The 16,284-nt window shown below is 48.4% G+C and carries 16 protein-coding genes and 1 tRNA gene; 10 read left to right on the forward strand and 7 right to left on the reverse strand.

Annotated elements, in window-relative coordinates:
• Window positions 1-47 precede the first annotated feature (47 nt).
• From M2134_RS02730 to M2134_RS02750, 5 genes are all read left to right on the forward strand, one after another.
• Window positions 48-121: transfer RNA gene (locus M2134_RS02730), tRNA-Asn, on the forward strand.
• A 238-nt stretch (window positions 122-359) separates the two neighbouring features.
• Window positions 360-1,106 carry a NigD-like protein gene (locus tag M2134_RS02735; RefSeq protein WP_280750256.1) on the forward strand — a complete coding sequence of 249 codons (747 nt, stop codon included), beginning with the start codon at window positions 360-362 and terminating at the stop codon, window positions 1,104-1,106.
• A gap of 138 nt (window positions 1,107-1,244) precedes the next feature.
• Window positions 1,245-1,781 (forward strand): sigma-70 family RNA polymerase sigma factor, encoded by a 537-nt coding sequence (locus M2134_RS02740; RefSeq protein WP_280750255.1) that lies wholly within the window; start codon window positions 1,245-1,247, stop codon window positions 1,779-1,781.
• Window positions 1,782-1,783: 2 nt separating this feature from the next.
• A complete protein-coding gene (locus tag M2134_RS02745) occupies window positions 1,784-2,287 on the forward strand; it encodes a hypothetical protein (protein ID WP_280750254.1) in 504 nt (167 codons plus the stop codon).
• Window positions 2,288-2,299: 12 nt separating this feature from the next.
• On the forward strand, window positions 2,300-3,373 hold the full coding sequence (locus tag M2134_RS02750) for a hypothetical protein (RefSeq protein WP_280750253.1): 1,074 nt from the start codon (window positions 2,300-2,302) through the stop codon (window positions 3,371-3,373).
• Between the two features lie 83 nt (window positions 3,374-3,456).
• Here the strand turns inward: M2134_RS02750 and M2134_RS02755 are convergent, their stop codons facing one another.
• Window positions 3,457-4,281 (reverse strand): DUF1080 domain-containing protein, encoded by an 825-nt coding sequence (locus M2134_RS02755; RefSeq protein WP_280750252.1) that lies wholly within the window; start codon window positions 4,279-4,281, stop codon window positions 3,457-3,459.
• Window positions 4,282-4,305: 24 nt separating this feature from the next.
• Entirely contained in the window at window positions 4,306-5,787 is a 1,482-nt protein-coding gene (locus M2134_RS02760) for a Gfo/Idh/MocA family oxidoreductase (RefSeq protein WP_280750251.1), read from the reverse strand.
• A 315-nt stretch (window positions 5,788-6,102) separates the two neighbouring features.
• Between M2134_RS02760 and M2134_RS02765 the strand changes: the two genes are divergently transcribed.
• From M2134_RS02765 to M2134_RS02785, 5 genes are all read left to right on the forward strand, one after another.
• Complete coding sequence (locus M2134_RS02765) at window positions 6,103-6,330, forward strand: DUF4492 domain-containing protein (RefSeq protein ID WP_280750250.1); 228 nt, start codon at window positions 6,103-6,105, stop codon at window positions 6,328-6,330.
• An 11-nt stretch (window positions 6,331-6,341) separates the two neighbouring features.
• Window positions 6,342-7,913: a cytochrome ubiquinol oxidase subunit I gene (locus tag M2134_RS02770; protein ID WP_280750249.1), complete on the forward strand. Its 1,572-nt coding sequence runs from the start codon at window positions 6,342-6,344 to the stop codon at window positions 7,911-7,913.
• A gap of 148 nt (window positions 7,914-8,061) precedes the next feature.
• Complete coding sequence (locus tag M2134_RS02775) at window positions 8,062-9,210, forward strand: cytochrome d ubiquinol oxidase subunit II (protein ID WP_280750248.1); 1,149 nt, start codon at window positions 8,062-8,064, stop codon at window positions 9,208-9,210.
• 181 nt (window positions 9,211-9,391) lie between these two features.
• Entirely contained in the window at window positions 9,392-9,589 is a 198-nt protein-coding gene (locus M2134_RS02780) for a hypothetical protein (protein ID WP_280750247.1), read from the forward strand.
• 568 nt (window positions 9,590-10,157) lie between these two features.
• Window positions 10,158-10,577: a 2-amino-4-hydroxy-6-hydroxymethyldihydropteridine diphosphokinase gene (locus M2134_RS02785; protein WP_280750246.1), complete on the forward strand. Its 420-nt coding sequence runs from the start codon at window positions 10,158-10,160 to the stop codon at window positions 10,575-10,577.
• On the opposite strand, the gene M2134_RS02790 is transcribed toward M2134_RS02785, so the two are convergent.
• The 5 genes from M2134_RS02790 to M2134_RS02810 are packed head-to-tail and all read right to left on the reverse strand — an operon-like array spanning window position 10,526 to window position 16,273.
• On the reverse strand, window positions 10,526-11,650 hold the full coding sequence (locus M2134_RS02790) for a glycosyltransferase family 1 protein (protein ID WP_280750245.1): 1,125 nt from the start codon (window positions 11,648-11,650) through the stop codon (window positions 10,526-10,528). The two genes, M2134_RS02785 and M2134_RS02790, sit on opposite strands and share 52 nt — an antisense overlap.
• A gap of 27 nt (window positions 11,651-11,677) precedes the next feature.
• Window positions 11,678-12,937, reverse strand: a complete 1,260-nt coding sequence (locus M2134_RS02795; RefSeq protein WP_280750244.1) for a glycosyltransferase — start codon at window positions 12,935-12,937, stop codon at window positions 11,678-11,680.
• Window positions 12,934-14,025, reverse strand: coding sequence for a UDP-N-acetylglucosamine 2-epimerase (non-hydrolyzing) (wecB, locus tag M2134_RS02800; protein ID WP_280750243.1), 1,092 nt, complete (start codon window positions 14,023-14,025; stop codon window positions 12,934-12,936). Before wecB ends, M2134_RS02795 begins: the two co-directional genes overlap by 4 nt.
• Window positions 14,022-15,323, reverse strand: a complete 1,302-nt coding sequence (locus tag M2134_RS02805; protein WP_280750242.1) for a polysaccharide deacetylase family protein — start codon at window positions 15,321-15,323, stop codon at window positions 14,022-14,024. The genes wecB and M2134_RS02805 overlap by 4 nt, the downstream gene beginning before the upstream one ends.
• The gene (locus M2134_RS02810; protein WP_280750241.1) at window positions 15,320-16,273 is read right to left on the reverse strand and encodes a GNAT family N-acetyltransferase; all 954 of its coding nucleotides are present in this window, start codon (window positions 16,271-16,273) and stop codon (window positions 15,320-15,322) included. Before M2134_RS02810 ends, M2134_RS02805 begins: the two co-directional genes overlap by 4 nt.
• Window positions 16,274-16,284 lie beyond the last annotated feature (11 nt).

Genomic DNA, 16,284 nt, shown 5'->3' on the forward strand with positions numbered 1-16,284 from the left:
GCATTTTCAGAAAGGCCTTTGGTGAAAGGTACGAAAGATAAACAAATTCTTCCTTAGCTCAGTTGGTTAGAGCATCTGACTGTTAATCAGAGGGTCCTTGGTTCAAGTCCAAGAGGAAGAGCAAAAAGATCGGTTTCATAAGAAATCGGTCTTTTTTTATGATTCCTACCCTCGTACGCAAGAGCACTTAGCGAATGAATCCCCCCAAAAACGCTTTACTCGCAAAGCAACTACAAATCAAAATCTTGAAAAACAAAAGAAAACCTGTATTTAACATTTTTTACAACTATTGATTGCAGCCTTTTGCGTAAATACATCATCTAGATTTGTGTAAACAGTAAAGAAATAACACGATGTTGATGAAAAGTATGAAAAAGTTGAGCTTATTATTAATGGTTGGGGCGATAGGTATCTCCCTGCTGTTTAATTCTTGTTCGATGGACGACGGTTACTCGTTGAATGATTACTGGTTAGGCGTAGCAACTGTTGAAGCACTAGATGGAGGAAATCATTATTTCAAAATGGATAATGGGACAACCCTTTGGCCGGCTGCCGGTTATTATTTGGGACATAACCTGGAAGTAGGTCAGCGGACCTGGTTAAACTTCACGATTCTAAGTGACGAGAAAGACGGATTCGACCATTATGTAAAAGTAAATGGTGTTGATCCGATCCTAACCAAAGAGATAGCCGAAGACAAAGGCGAAGAGAATGACTCGTATTACGGCACGGATCCGGTGACTGTCAAAGACATTTGGGTCGGAGGCGGATATTTGAATGTTATTTTCAAATTCAACTACGGCGGAACAAAAAAGCACTTTATTAATCTGTTGCCTGTAACAGGCAGTGAGAATGCTTATGAAGTAGAGTTTCGCCACCATGCCTATAATGATCCATCGGAAGCAGCGGTTGCCGGGATCGTTTGTTTCGACCTCTCTTCTCTGCCGGAGACCGAGGGTGAAACAGTGAAGCTAAAGGTGCACTTCAAAACGTTCAATGGAGACAAAACATTTGAACTGGAGTACAATTCGGACAAAGAGACAGTTACGGGAGGCAACTCCGGCAACATGTCCATAGATATGAATTTTTTTGAGACAGTTAACTAGAAACCTTCCCACATAACTTTTATTTTTATCATTTAGTTCAGGGAGAGAGGCGTCGCGATGATGCCTCTTTTTTTGTTTGCATCGTTTTATCTTATCTTTATGCAACATTCTCCGATCGACCATCGTATATAGAAATGAATGGATAAGGAAGTCTTACACTGGATCAAAGGTTGCCGGCGCCAGGAGCGAAATGCGCAATTGAATCTCTACCGCCGGTTTGCACGCCTATTATATGTCGCCTGCCTGCGCATCACCGGGAATGCGGAAGAGGCGGAAGAGGCGATGCAGGACAGCTTCCTGAAAGTGTTTAGCCGCATCAATCAATACCAGGAGGGGCATAGCTTCGAAGCCTGGATACATCAGATCGCCGTACATACGGCCATCGATTATGTGCGGCGGCAACACATGCAGACAGAAGAGTTAACCCCCACCATGGCCATAGAAGCAGAAGAGGAGGAGAATGAGCAGGAAGAAGCGATCATGGCATCGGTCGAACAGGTCAAAGAGGCAGCTTTGCGCCTGCCAACAGGCTTCCGGGTGGTATTAACACTCTATCTCTTCGAAGGCTATGATATGGAAGAGATCGCATCGATCCTCAACCTGCAGCCATCGAGTGTCCGCAGCCAGTATCTGCGGGCGAAACGCAAACTTGTAGAAATGATTCAACGAAATTAGTCATGGATAAATTAAAAGAATTCGTAGACAAAAACCGGGAAGCATTCGACCGGGTGGAACTGCCGGAAGGACACCTGGAACGCTTTGAACAGAAACTGCCGACCCGGCGGAAACGCTCTGCTTCGATTTATTATATCTATGGAGCTGTCGCTGCGGCCTGTATTGCCCTGTTGATTATCTTCCGTCCCGCTACCGATTCCTTTACGAAGGAGGACCCTGCGGACAATCTGTGCGAGATAGAAGAGGTGCAACTGTATTACACCATGCGGATGAACAACCTATTGGCCAAGATGGAGGATCATTACAAAGCTGCCCCTACGCCGGGAAGCGCCCAATTATTGGAGGCAAGCCAGGAGGTATTGTCCGATTGCCGGACGTTTGAAGAGGAGATACTGCCTACGCTCCCCTGCTCGGACGAGGCGATGCTGGTGATGAATCAACAATATGAAAACAGCCTGTCGAGCCTTCAGTTTATATTGGAACAAATGGATAACTACAAACAATAAAAAATAAAAGAGATGGAAACAATCACTAAAGTACGCAACACATTACTGATCCTGTTATTCCTTGTGATGGGATCAAACTGCGCTTCGGGGAAAGACTATGTGCAGGACAAAAGCAACCGGCGGGAATATACGAAAACATACAAGGTAAAGCCCTCGGACAAAGTGGATATCGACAATAAATACGGCGATATAACCATTACGCATTGGGCGAAGAAAGAGATAGAGGTACGCGTTGTAGTGGAGGCAAGCGCCCGCAATGAAGCACGCGTAAAAGAATTATTGGATTATGTGAGTATCGACATCAGCCAAAGAGGAGGCACGGTATACGGGAAAACAAACCTAAAATCGTTTGGTGGCAACCGCAACAACGAACAAGTTAAGATCGACTATTATGTATCAATGCCATCCGCGCTTGCCTCCAACCTGAAAGTGCGCTACGGGAATATTCATATGCCCGCGCAGAACAAAGGCGACATCGCCATAGACATCGCCTATGGCAACATCCATGGAGGGGATTTCACCGGCCGGTTCGATGTGGTACAGAAATATGGTAATCTGAAAGTTGCCAATCTGAAAAAAGCGGAACTGGATATGTCATATAGCGGTGATATTACGATCGGAGAGGCCGAAAATATCCATTGCACAAGCAAATATTCCAATCTAAAACTGGGAGATATCGTAGATCTCGTGGTTGACAATAGCTATGGAAATATCGACATCAACTCTATTGTCCGCATTGATTTGCAACTCAAGTATGGAAATATCGACATCAAACACCTGAAAGAGTCGTTCGACGCCTTGCAATTCAACTACAGCAACTTGAAAATAAAAGAGATAGACAGTCGCTTTTCCCGGTTCAACCTGGAAGGAAACTATTCGAATGCGACCCTTTACCTCGACAAAGCTGCCAAGCTCAATGTGGAAGCGAACCAGATGAAATATGGGAAGCTAAAGACAAATGGATTGAATGTGCAAACCGAAAAAGTAGGAGATAGCTATAAGGTAAAGATAAACAACGGCGACAGCCGACGCGTGATCCACTTTAACGGAAGGAATCACAGTAACCTAACCCTGCAGGGATTGTAATCGTTCACTCATATAAAGAAGAAGGTCTTTAAGGTTTTACCCTTAAAGACCTTCTTCTTTATAATAGAAAAGCTTCTTTTTTCTTAATCAAGAATCTTCACTTTGATATTGCGGAACCACACATCATCGCCATGATCCTGGAAGCCGATAACGCCTTCCCGGTTAGGACCACCGCAATTGATCAACAGATCGTATGCTTCAGGATGAGCGCCTCCTTGTTTGAATTTACTGTTATCGATCATATTTTTCCAATGATCTGTCCACAAATGGTATTCAACCACTGCTTCGCCATTCTGGTAATGCACCACTGTTCCCTTGAAACAAAGGATACCACCGGTGTTCCATTCGTCGAAAGGCTTCGCGTTTTGGGGCACTGCCGGGATCATATCATACAGCGAAGCTGACTTGCGGTTACCCTCCTTGCCTAAGCGGGCATCAGGATGATTCTCATTATCCAGAATCTGATATTCAGGCGAAGAGTAGTAGATGGGCAATCCTTCTACCTCCTGAGCCAGAATAAAAATACCGGAGTTGGCACCTTTAGCCACCTTCCAATCGAAAGAGAGCTCAAAGTTCTTAAACTTATAATCAAAGATTAGATCGCCTCCATCGGCATCTTGTGCTTCTCCAGCTCCTGTACCATTGAATTTGATCGCGCCATCATCAATCGTCCATTTCCCGGGAACAACCTCTTTGTTGTAACCTCGCCAGCCGGTAAAGTTCTCACCATTGAAGATGGTGATCCAACCATCCGCGTCTTTAGGGAAAGAAAAATCGCCTAATTGCACCATTTCGATTTCTGCTTTAGTGGCATCTGCGCCCGCTTCTGCCGTTTTTTTGTTGCCATTACAACCGGTAAGACCTCCGATAACAGCAACGATTCCTATTGTTACAAATAACTTTTTCATATTATTGTCTCCATTTTTATTCCATTATCTGGGCATATCCGTCAGGTTCCATCCCTGGCGATAGTTATGTTTGATCAACTCTTCGGCAAAAGCTTTGGCATTGATCGGATCCGTCTTTTCTTTATTGAAAGAGGGGTGACCATCTTTGATCGTAAAGCCGTCTTTGATAACGATGCGGAGCTCGTCGGTATCCGCAATGTTGGTAAAGCGCATATTCGGACCATCCCAATGCAATTCTTTATGCAACTCCTGCAAACGAACAGCCAATACCCCCATCACAACCATTTCATTGAACGGACCTGCTTCCGAGAAGTCCGATTTCGGCTTCACGCGATTAGCCGCACTCTCCTTACAAGCACGCACCCAGTCTTGCTGGTGTCCGCCATTGAGCGCATTTTCCACCCGGCGGCATACCTTCGGTGCATCGGGCACACGACCTGACAACAACCATGGGTTCTTACCGTAGCAACCGCAGATCAACGTGTCTTTTGTTCCGTGGAAGATCACACCACCTCCGGAATCATCCATATTACGTCCGGCAGGCCATCCTTCCGGCATATTCGGACGCAAGCCTCCGTCATACCAATGCACTTCCAGACCCGGCATAGCCACCTTCGGCATATTATCGCGGGCAGGGAATGTTAGGCGCACATATTGTGCCTGTGGTGCACAGTCTCTCAACAACAAGGTAGAAGAGCCCTGTACCTTCGTCGGGTATCCCAGCTTCAATCCCTTAAACACCGGATGCAGAATATGACAAGCCATATCGCCTAAGGCACCTGTTCCATACGCCCACCAGCCGCGCCAGTTCCACGGATGGTAGATATTATTGAACGGACGCAGTTCAGCCGGTCCGGTAAACAGATCCCAGTTGAGCGTAGAGGGCACCCGGTCGGCCTTTTCCGGCGTCGGCAATCCTTGCGGCCAGATAGGACGGTCGGTAAAGGCTTCCACCTTGGTCACCTCCCCTATCTCACCATTCCAGATCCATTCGCACACCAGATCCACGCCCTCGTCGGAAGAGCCCTGGTTACCCATCTGCGTAGCCACCTGATGTTTGGCAGCCAGCTTCGTCAAAAGACGGGATTCGTAAACAGAGTGGGTCAATGGCTTTTCGCAATAGACATGCTTGCCCATTGTCATAGCTTCCGAAGCGATGATCGCATGGGTATGGTCGGCCGTCGCAATCATTACAGCGTCGATCGATTGCCCCATTTCATCATACAGCTTGCGGTAGTCCCAGTATTTCTTTGCCGTAGCATACTTTTCAAAAACCGGTTTGGAATACTTCCAGTCCACATCACATAAAGCAATGATGTTTTCGGTTTCCAACCCGCGCAACACACCAGCGCCACGCCCGCCAATACCAATACCGACAATATTTAGCTTATCTGTCGGCGCCGTATAGCCGTGACTCTTACCAAGAATCGCACTGGGGGCAATTGTAAACGCCGCAGCCGCGGCAGTCCCTCTTTGTAGAAAGGATCGTCTTGAGATGTTTGACATAATAATAGTATTTAAGATTAGTACTACATAAAATTCTTTGGTCGTGATGATTCCTCTTCTTCGGAATCAGCCAAATGCAAATATAAAGAAAGCAATGGGTGTACCAAGTCTGGCCGTTGTTATTTCAGCTTCAAAATAAACATTTTTAACAGTAACTCTGTTTATTAAAATAAAAGGGAATGCATACCGTTCGATGGCGTTTATAAGCCCATCGATATAATCTATCTATAAAAAGAGAGCGACAGACGCATTTTATCTACATTTGACAACAAGAGCTTAAACAACTTTGTAACTGTGAATTAAACTCCGAAAATCATGAATAAACAATCCATTCCTTTGCGTATCTTCCACTTCTACCGGGAAGGTTTCCGGGAGATGACCTTGGGGAAAACATTGTGGGCTATTATTTTGATTAAATTGTTCATCATGTTTGTTATCCTTAAAATATTTTTCTTTCCCCGATACCTCAACCGGTTTGACACCCAAGAGGCCAAACAGGAATATGTCTCCGACGAATTGATAGAACGGGCTGCAACACCTTAAAGCTTACATATATGTTAGAAACAATTGACACTTCTCTCATCGATTGGTCAAGGGCGCAATTCGCGCTGACAGCCATGTATCACTGGCTGTTTGTACCATTAACCTTAGGGCTTGGCGTCGTCCAGGCTGTTATGGAAACGATCTACTACAAAACAGGCGATGACTTCTGGAAAAAGACCGCTCAGTTTTGGATGAAACTCTTTGGTATCAACTTCGCCATCGGCGTAGCCACCGGGCTTATCCTTGAATTTGAATTCGGCACGAATTGGTCGAACTACAGCTGGTTTGTCGGCGACATCTTCGGTGCTCCCCTGGCTATCGAGGGGATCCTTGCCTTTTTTATGGAGGCCACCTTTATCGCGGTCATGTTTTTTGGCTGGGATAAGGTAAGTAAGAAATTCCACCTGGCATCGACCTGGCTAACTATCCTCGGAGCCACTATCTCCGCCTATTGGATCCTCGTGGCAAACGCCTGGATGCAATATCCCGTAGGGATGGAATTCAATCCCGACACGGTGCGTAATGAGATGATGGACTTCTTTGCCGTCGCCTTCTCGCCCGTCGCAATCAACAAATTCTTCCACTCGGTTCTCTCCGGCTGGGTGTTGGGCGCCATCTTTGTGATGGGGGTCAGCAGCTGGTATCTATTGAAAAAGCGAAGCACCCGGTTTGCCCTCGCCAGCATTAAGATCGGAGCCATTTTCGGATTGGTGGCCTCTTTATTGATCCTGTGGACCGGCGACGGTTCGGCCTACAACGTGGCTCAGAAACAACCCATGAAATTGGCGGCAATGGAGGGGCTTTACGAGGGCAAAGAAGGAGCCGGGCTCAGTGTCATCGGTATGCTGAACCCGTCAAAAAAGAGCTACGACGACGGAAAAGATCCTTTCATTTTCAACATCCAGATGCCCAAACTACTCTCTTTCCTTGCTGAGCGCGACCTAAAGGCCTTTGTGCCGGGCATCACCGACCTGATCGAAGGAGGCTACACAGCACACAATGGAGAGGTAGCGCTTTCCGCCCAGGAGAAAATCCACAGAGGACAGACGGCTATCAAAGCCCTGGCCGACTACAAAACAGCTAAAAAAGAGAAAAACGAGGTGAAAGCCAATCAGGCACTGGCTACGCTTAACGCCAATTTCGACTATTTCGGGTATGGCTACATACGCGATGTGAACGAACTGGTGCCCAATGTCGCCCTCACCTTCTACTCTTTCCGTGTCATGGTGTTATTAGGCGGATTCTTTATCCTTCTCTTCATCATCGCGCTTGTGTGGGAAAGAAAGGGTAAATTCGAGCAGGCCAAATGGTTGCAATATGTCAGCCTGTGGACTATTCCATTGGGGTATATTGCCGGACAGGCCGGGTGGATCGTAGCCGAAGTGGGACGCCAACCCTGGGCTATCCAGGATATTCTGCCCGTCAGCGCCTCTATCTCCAAACTGGAAACAAGCTCGGTGCAGCTCACCTTCTTCCTCTTCCTCGCCCTCTTCACCATCCTGCTTATTGCCGAAATAGGCATTATGCTGAAAGCAATCCGGAAAGGGCCGGAGGATAATGGACAATTGAAAGTTGAAAGTTGAAAGTTGAAAGTGGGAATGCACTCGTGTTAATTGCTCCGCACTTTACTAAGCGATCTTCGATTTTTCAGTTTCAATTTTGCATTACGCTTCGCTAACGAACGTTGTTTCAATTTTCAATTTTCAATTTTCAACTTTCAATTTAAAAAGCATGGAAACATATCATCTATTACAATATTACTGGTGGTTCCTGATCTCATTATTGGGAGCCCTGTTGGTCTTTCTCCTGTTCGTACAGGGAGGACAATCGCTGATCACCACCCTGGGAAAGAGCGAACTCAAACAGAAGATGCTATTGAACTCCACCGGACGCAAATGGGAATTCACCTTCACCACCCTCGTCACCTTCGGCGGAGCCTTCTTTGCCTCCTTCCCCCTTTTCTATTCCACCAGCTTCGGTGGTGCCTACTGGGTATGGATACTCATACTGCTCTGTTTTGTTATCCAGGCGGTATCCTATGAATACCAGGCCAAGAAAGGCAATCTACTCGGTAAAAAGACCTACCAGGCCTTTCTGATGATCAACGGCATTGGCGCGCCTATCCTGTTGGGAACAGCCGTCGGTACCTTCTTCAACGGAGCGGAATTCCTGGTCAACAAAGAGCAACTGACCGACATCGCCATGCCGGTCATCTCCACCTGGGCCAATCCGTGGCACGGCCTGGAGGCGGTATTGGTCGTATGGAACGTCTGCCTCGGCGTCGCCCTCTTCTTCCTGGCACGCGTACTGGCGTTGCTCTATTTTATCAACAACATCGACGACGAAGAGATCTATACCCTGAGCCGCAAACGTTTATTACCGGAAACCATTCTCTTCCTGGTGTTTTTCCTGGCTTTCCTTCTCCATACCCTGTTATCTGAAGGATTCGCTGTCAACCCGGAGACGAAAGAGGTGTTTATGCAACCCTATAAATACTTTATCAACCTGATCGAGATGCCGGCTGTACTGGCAGTCCTATTGATTGGCGTCGTAGCGGTACTCTTCGGCATAGGAAAAACAATCTATACCAAAGGCTGGAAAAAGGGCATCTGGTTTACAGGCTTCGGAACCGTATTAACCGTACTCGCCCTATTATTATGCGCCGGTTGGAACAATACAGCCTACTATCCATCGGTGGCCGACCTGCAAAGCTCGCTGACGATCGAAAACAGTTCGTCGAGCTTGTTCACCTTGAAAACCATGAGTTATGTATCGATCCTCATCCCCTTTGTCTTGGCCTATATCTTCTACGCATGGCGCTCGCTCGACCTGCGTAAGATCAACAGCGAGGAGATGGAAAACAACGAGCATACGTATTAATCTGTAAGCAGGCGGTCTACTACGTATCCCGCCTGCTTAGTAGTTATCAGTCGCATCGCTCCTTAGTAATTAACTACTTTAACTACTCTGACTACTCTGACTACTTTAACTACTATAACTATTTGACTACTCCTCTTTTTTCACTACCTTTACAGGTATCATCACCATAACATCTTAGTGTATGAAAAAGAAATACGAACAACCCCAAGAAAACAACGAGGCGAACGACCTGCATGAGCCGATGGCGGAATACATCACAGAAACAGAAATGATTCCTTCGCCCCCACTGACGGAAGAAGAGCTGGCAAACGCCCTGACAGGAGAGGAGTTTTTAGAGACTGTATTAGACCATATTGATAAATTGTTCGATAAGAAATGAAAGTTCTTTATTCTCGGGATGCACAACTGTATTTTAATCAACTTTCAGATATTCTTTATGAGGAAAATTATTTCTCATATAAAGAATCATCCCGCGAGTATGTTCGTTCATTGATACTTAAAATGGAATCAACCATCCACCTCCGCCCTAAACACAAAGCCCCGGCGCATTTCTCAAAATACGGAAAAGACCTTTACTACATAACCTGCCCCAAAAGCAAACGAACAACATGGTATTTCTTCTTCACCTACCACCCCGATAGCGATATATATTACATAAGACACATTACCAACAATCACGTATCCGCTCATTTGATTCCTTAATATACGTTAATTGCATCCTGGCGTCCGAATATGCCAACTATCATTTTGACATTTCGGCGGGAGTATTTTTCCAAAAACGTAGGGGTATTTAAAATTAGTCAGGCGAGTAACACTTTTTAACGTATCATATTGTAAAGCAAAATCCACTTTTTGCTTACATTTTGTATTTTAACATTCCCGAAAGGGGAAAGCGCCGACGACTACCGGATTATTGCTAACTTGCGCCTTGAATCAATAAGAAAGAGATGTTGAACAGCGCATTTATATCCATAGGAACCAATGTTGACAGGGAACGGCATTGCCGAGAGGCTGCCGACCGGTTGGCGACATTATTCGAAGAGCTTTATTTTTCCGACCCGATAGAAACAGAGGCGGTTGGCAAGGTAAAAGAGGCAGCACCCTATATTAATCAGGTAGCGGCAGGCTTTACCGGGCTCGACCGGGAAACCCTGCAGGAAAGGCTGAAAGCCATTGAAAGGGAATTGGGACGGCAGCCCGAGGATAAGGGGTCGGGGCGTGTACCGATCGATCTCGATCTGTTGATCTGGAACGAAGAGGTGTTACGCCCGAACGATATGCGGCAGGATTATGTCCGTTTGTGTCTGCCCTCGCTTCAGGCAAAAATCAGTTGCACTAATCTCTCTGCCAGGTGTTTGTTTGAATAGGCAGGGAACAAAACTTTCCGACGGCTTTCAATCACCTCCTCGGTAATCGGGATATTCATCAGGCGTTCGCAAACGCTGACCATCTCTTCGGGCTTGTCGGCTACGACACACAGGTTATCGAGTCCGCTACCGGAAAGCATCAGTTTATTGACCACCACGAAGCGTCCCTGGAAAAGGCTATTGAGCAGCTTCAGTTTCAACCCCGTATCCTGGAAGGTGATCAATAGTTGCACTTGGGCATTTCCTACCAAATCATCCATTTCATCAGCCGAAGGGTTCGCTTTGATCTCTATATTAGCATAACGGGAAGCCGCCAGGATCAGGCGCGGAGAAGGATCCATACCGGCAATGACACAACGCCTTTGCATCCGGCTGAACACATTTTCTATCAGGAAAAGTGCCGCCAGTTCGTTTTCGGAAACCGACAGATTGCCGTGATACAGGATAAAATCCGATTTACCCGGGCGTACGGTCAGTTGATCGTTCGGGTGGAAACCGGGTAGATGGGCTATCCGGACATTCGGAAACCGATCGCGCAACTGCTGTGTGTCGGCCGTTGAGATACCCAACATCAGATTGGCATGACGCAGGATCTTTTCATAACGGCGAAAGCGAACACTCTCAATCCGGAGGAAAAGCTTTGTCAGTTTCTCGTGCGTGGCTTTTGCCAACATACGGTAATAATCATGCTCAATATTACATTCCCGATAAATCTTGATCCGGTCGCGCAGGCGCGGTTCATTCAGAAAATAACAGCTGTGAAGCCCTTCGAAAAGGATGGGGTATTCATCTTCCAATAATCTTTCGAGCAGTTGCGGGTCACGCCGGCTATACACATTATAGGGCAACAGGCTAAGGTTCGACAACCAGCCGGTCTTCCGTTTATAATAATAGACCTGTTCGCAGTAGGTTTCCAACACATCGGCATGCTCCCTGCCATATTCAAAGCAATGGAGAATGATACCGACTCCCGCGGCATGCAGGGCTTTCAGTTTATAAAACACATCGATGACCCCTCCGTAGTTCGCCGGATAGGGAATGTTGAACGCGATAATGTGCAAATGTTTTTTCATATGGTGGAAGATTGATATTGTCAGAAATTATTCTTTTCTTTCCATAACAGTTAAGTCGTTGAAAATGTTTGCGAATTGATGTACCTGGTAAGGGCGGGCATATTGTCGGAGTGCCTCCCGGTCGACCGATGAGGCGGTATAGCCTTGCTGTTTCCATGCCTCGTACTCTTGTTTCAGAAAGGCGCATACCTCGTCGACATCAGTGGCCGCCAGTCCGGCACGGGTCGCGCGAATGGCTTCTGCCAGGTAGCTCTCATCGCTTCGGACGCATAAGATAGGCTTCTCAACCGCTAAGGATTCGAAGAATTTGGTGGTCATCACCCCTTTGGGTCCATCCGCGGCAGAGCGGTTGGTCAGGAGCAAAAGGATGGAGCTTTCATTCAAGACCTTCGGTATATCAGTCGCCGGAACATAGCCTTTGAAGTGCATATAGGGGAGGAGGTGATACTTCTCCGCCTCTTCGGTGATCACTTTCCGGGAGGCTTCATCCACATACCAGTCGACCCGGCAGTCGGAGGCCTGTATGGTTTTCTCGCGAATCAGGATCGAGAGAGCCTCGAAAAACAGGGCGGGATCGCGCATGGCTGTGCTCAGTAGGCGTCCGGTGTAGGTGATCACAAAATGGGAAGTCGGCGTATGAAGCGGATAGAAAAGTTTCGGATCATAGCCGTTATAGATCAACTCTGTACGTAGATTATAACGCTTTAACTGCTCTACATGCCAGGGAGAGACGGTCGTAGCAGCGGCGGCCTCTCTCAACGCCCGGTTGCGGCGACGCATGCCTACGCGGGTATGGAGCTTCACCAATAGTTTGCCCAATCCAAACAGAGCGGGCGGGCGGTGGGTGATATACTCCTCGCCGGTGTATTGTTCGATGATATCGCGCAGATCAACTACCAACGGAAGCCCGAAGCGACGGGCGGCCTTTCGCGCGGCTGTCAGGGGGAAGGTGCGGAAACTGCTGCAAAGGATGATATCGAAGTCTCCGTTATTCAATAGTTTCTTTGCCTCGCGCAGGATTTTCCGGTCTTTATAGGCAAACAACAGATCGCCCAGGAAGGTGAAAAGCCACTGGCGGCGACGTCCCCCCGGTGTTGACGCGGTATAATAAGAGACGCGATGCGTTTCGACCTCTCCGGCAAGGAAAGTGAAGGCTTGCTCATCCTCGACCGCTTCGGTCAATACAACGGGCTCCCAGCCCTCCGCGCGCACATACTTACAGAGGTAACCCATCCGAGGACCAAAAGCCGGTGGGAAGAGATCGCATATGATCAATACCCTTTTCATAAAAGTCGAATAATCATCTCTGCAGCTTTCCCGCTGCCGTAATCCAATATCTCTTTCCGTTGCTGAGGCAGGTTCGCTACGCAACGCAGAATCTCCTCCGTATGATAGCCAGCCACCTGGTTCCATCCGGCATCGACCGTCTCGGTCCATTCGGTCTCTTCGCGCAGGGTTACGCATGGGGTATGGTGGAAATAGGCCTCTTTCTGCACACCTCCCGAGTCGGTCAGGATAAGGGTCGCCTGCTTTTCCAGCATCACCATATCCAGAAACGAAAGGGGCGGCACCAGGCGGATGCCCGGATGCTCTTCCAACAGAGATAGGAGTCCCTGCTTGTTTAATGCCTGCCGGGTACGGGGATGGAGTGGAAACACCACCGGTGAGGCGGAGGTGCCGATCGTTGTCAAAGCCTCGATGATCTGCCGCAGGCGTGATGGGTCATCGGTGTTCTCTGCCCGGTGCAGGGTTGACAAATAGAATGATTTATTGGTGAGGCGCTCCCGATTAAGGATATCGGAGGTTTCGTCGGCCAACTGGCCAAACAGAAGGGCGGCATCGTACATCACATCGCCCACATGATGTACCCCTTCCCGGATGCCTTCGTTCTCCAAATGGCGGATAGCGGTCAAGGTAGGGCAACAGAGTAGCGAGGACATATGATCGGTCAGTATGCGATTGGTCTCTTCGGGCATGGCTTTGTTGAAGCTGCGCAGACCGGCTTCCACATGCACCACCGGGATATGCAGTTTGGAGGCGGCCAAAGCGCCGGCCAGTGTCGAGTTGGTATCGCCATAGACCAGTACATAATCGGGACGGTTCTCCAGTAAGATCTGTTCAATAGCGATCAGCATATGCCCGGTCATCTCGCCATGATGAGCATAATGCTCCTCCAATTGCCAGGCTGGTTGCGGGATCTGCATCTCGCGAAAGAAGATATCACTCATCTCCGGATCCCAATGCTGTCCGGTATGCAATAACATCTCTTGGATGGGATGATCGGGATGGTGTCGATTATGCGCCAAGATAGCCCGACTGACCATGGCGGCTTTGACAAACTGAGGGCGCGCACCCACTATCGTTATGACTTTCATCGATTCGCTATTTGTTCCAATAAATAAGGATAAAGGGCAGGTAGATAACTCTCCCCATCTTCACAGAGCGAGGTATTATGCCAGAGAAGAACGAGTTCTCCTCCGTGATCCTCTACATGGTTGATCAATGCTATTCCGGTCATTTGCGCCTCGTCTAAGCTAAGGCCCATATATTTCTTCGCATCCATTGTACTGTCCATGAAGGTAAGCGGATGAAGCAACAGGGAGGAAAGGCGCCGGTTCACCGGATTGATCCACCTGACCGGGCGACAAGTACCCAAACGAAATCCAACCATATCGGCATACCCCATCGTGAAATCATCGGTTATACCGGCGGCTTCCAGACGATCGAGTGATTCCGGCTCGCGGGCCGCCAGGAAATGGTAACGGTTCCATTTGATCTCTTTGACCGTATGTTGTTCCAATGCGGCCTTTTCCTTTGCAATATTATCCGGCAGTTCAGACGCCAGGTAGCTGGCATGCAAGCCGATGGTAGCCTCTTCCCGCTCGATGGAGTCGATGAGTCGGGCCATATCTTTCTGCTTGAGCTTGTAATGCGGTTTGTCTTGCAGTGCTTTCCCGCCTGAGCGTATGAAGTAGACCGCTTCGCACCGCTCCTTCTTGCGCAGCCGAATCAATTCTTTGTCCAGCTCGAAAAAACGGGGAAAGGTATAATAGGGGTCTTTCTCCAAGGCGCCGAACTTCCCTTTGAGGGAGCGCATCAAGCCCCGTTTATCACGCAGCGAGCGCACCAATCCTTTCCAAGAGCGGTAAAGCGTAGGGGCATCCACATCGTGCGTCAGCCATACCTTACGGATCCCTTTTCGGATATCGGGCAGTTCCAAACCCGATTGACGCAGCCAGTGGCGCAACAACCGGCGGTATTCATCTACAATCGGATGCAGAATAAAGCCGGCGCGGTAAGGAAGCGACTCTTTCCCGGGAAAACGTCCATGTTCGTCGCGCACATTTCGCCGTACCATCTCCTCGTATCGCGTGATCAGAAAGTAGGTAGAGGCAATAATATCGGCATAAACAACCAATGTATCGCCAATAACCCGCGTCTTGGGTGTGCCGAAAAGCAACGGAATATGATCGATCTCCTCCAACGGAAGAGAAGGAATAGATTCAGGGGTACCATATATCCCTTCTGAAAAGAACCCGGAAGGCACGATCACGACGTTATACCGGTAGAATTCATTCCGGTCGTCGGTGTAGCCAATGGTTCGGATCAGATTGGGAGAGACATCATCGCCTAACAGGAAGGTCTTGATATAGTCCAACGTTTGTGTGTTCATACAAAGCTTTTTAGTTTCAACCAGGCTCTAAGTAGTAAACTAAGTTTTCCTTTGGATATTGTGAAGTAGGGTGTTTGCCGGGCGCCAAATTCACGGAAAAAGCGCTCGACTCCCGGCAACATGGATCCTTCAAAGTCAAACTTTTCACTCTTCTCGCTCATGGCTTGGATGGCTTCCCACATCACCAGGCTGTGTGCGCCCGAATCGCGGTAAGCCGGATCGCCTCCTCCGGCGATATAATAGGCTGAACTCTCCTGCCAGGCAATAAAGACGGCTGCATGGAGATTCCCTTTTTCGTCGTAGCCCGCCCAGACATCCCCCTGGTTGCGCTCGCGACAAGTATCGATCAGGCGGCGCAGTATCTCCTGATGTGGTGCCGATCGCTTGCCCTGGCGCTGGAATGTTTTGGCATATACCGCCAATAATGCAGCCGCGTCTGCCCCTCTTACCACCCGGATCGCCTGTTTGTCGCGCGCTTTGGTGATATGACGTCGCGTCTGCGGGCTCATGTTTTCCCATAGTCTTTCCTTGTCTTTCAGATCCGGCAGGATATAGGTATAGCGTGTGGTCTGCGTGAACCCCTGCCAGTAGAAGGGCAGCCAATCGGTTATCTCATACGAGAAATTCTGCAGGAAATGCGGATAGTCGCCGACCTCGGCAATGATCTGTTTGCACAGCTCCTGCCGTTGACTGAGCCGCGAGGTGTATTTGGTATCGTCCGACACGGGTGCCAACCATGGCCCCATAGTCTGCGTAAAAGGAGGCATAGATACGATGCCCTTGTGCGGAATGAAAAGAGGACAGGTAGCCCGTACCTGTCCTCCCTGTTCTATCCAGATAATATCCCACATGCCTTCGCCACAAGCCACATCCAGCCACCAGTCCCGCGAGAACAGCGGAATGGTTTTCTCTGTCAGGCAGAGCTGGCGGTAAGCCTCCTTATTGAACATAGGCATGCACT

Origin of the sequence: Parabacteroides sp. PM6-13 (genome assembly GCF_029892605.1) — a bacterium.
GTDB lineage: Bacteria > Bacteroidota > Bacteroidia > Bacteroidales > Tannerellaceae > QVMG01.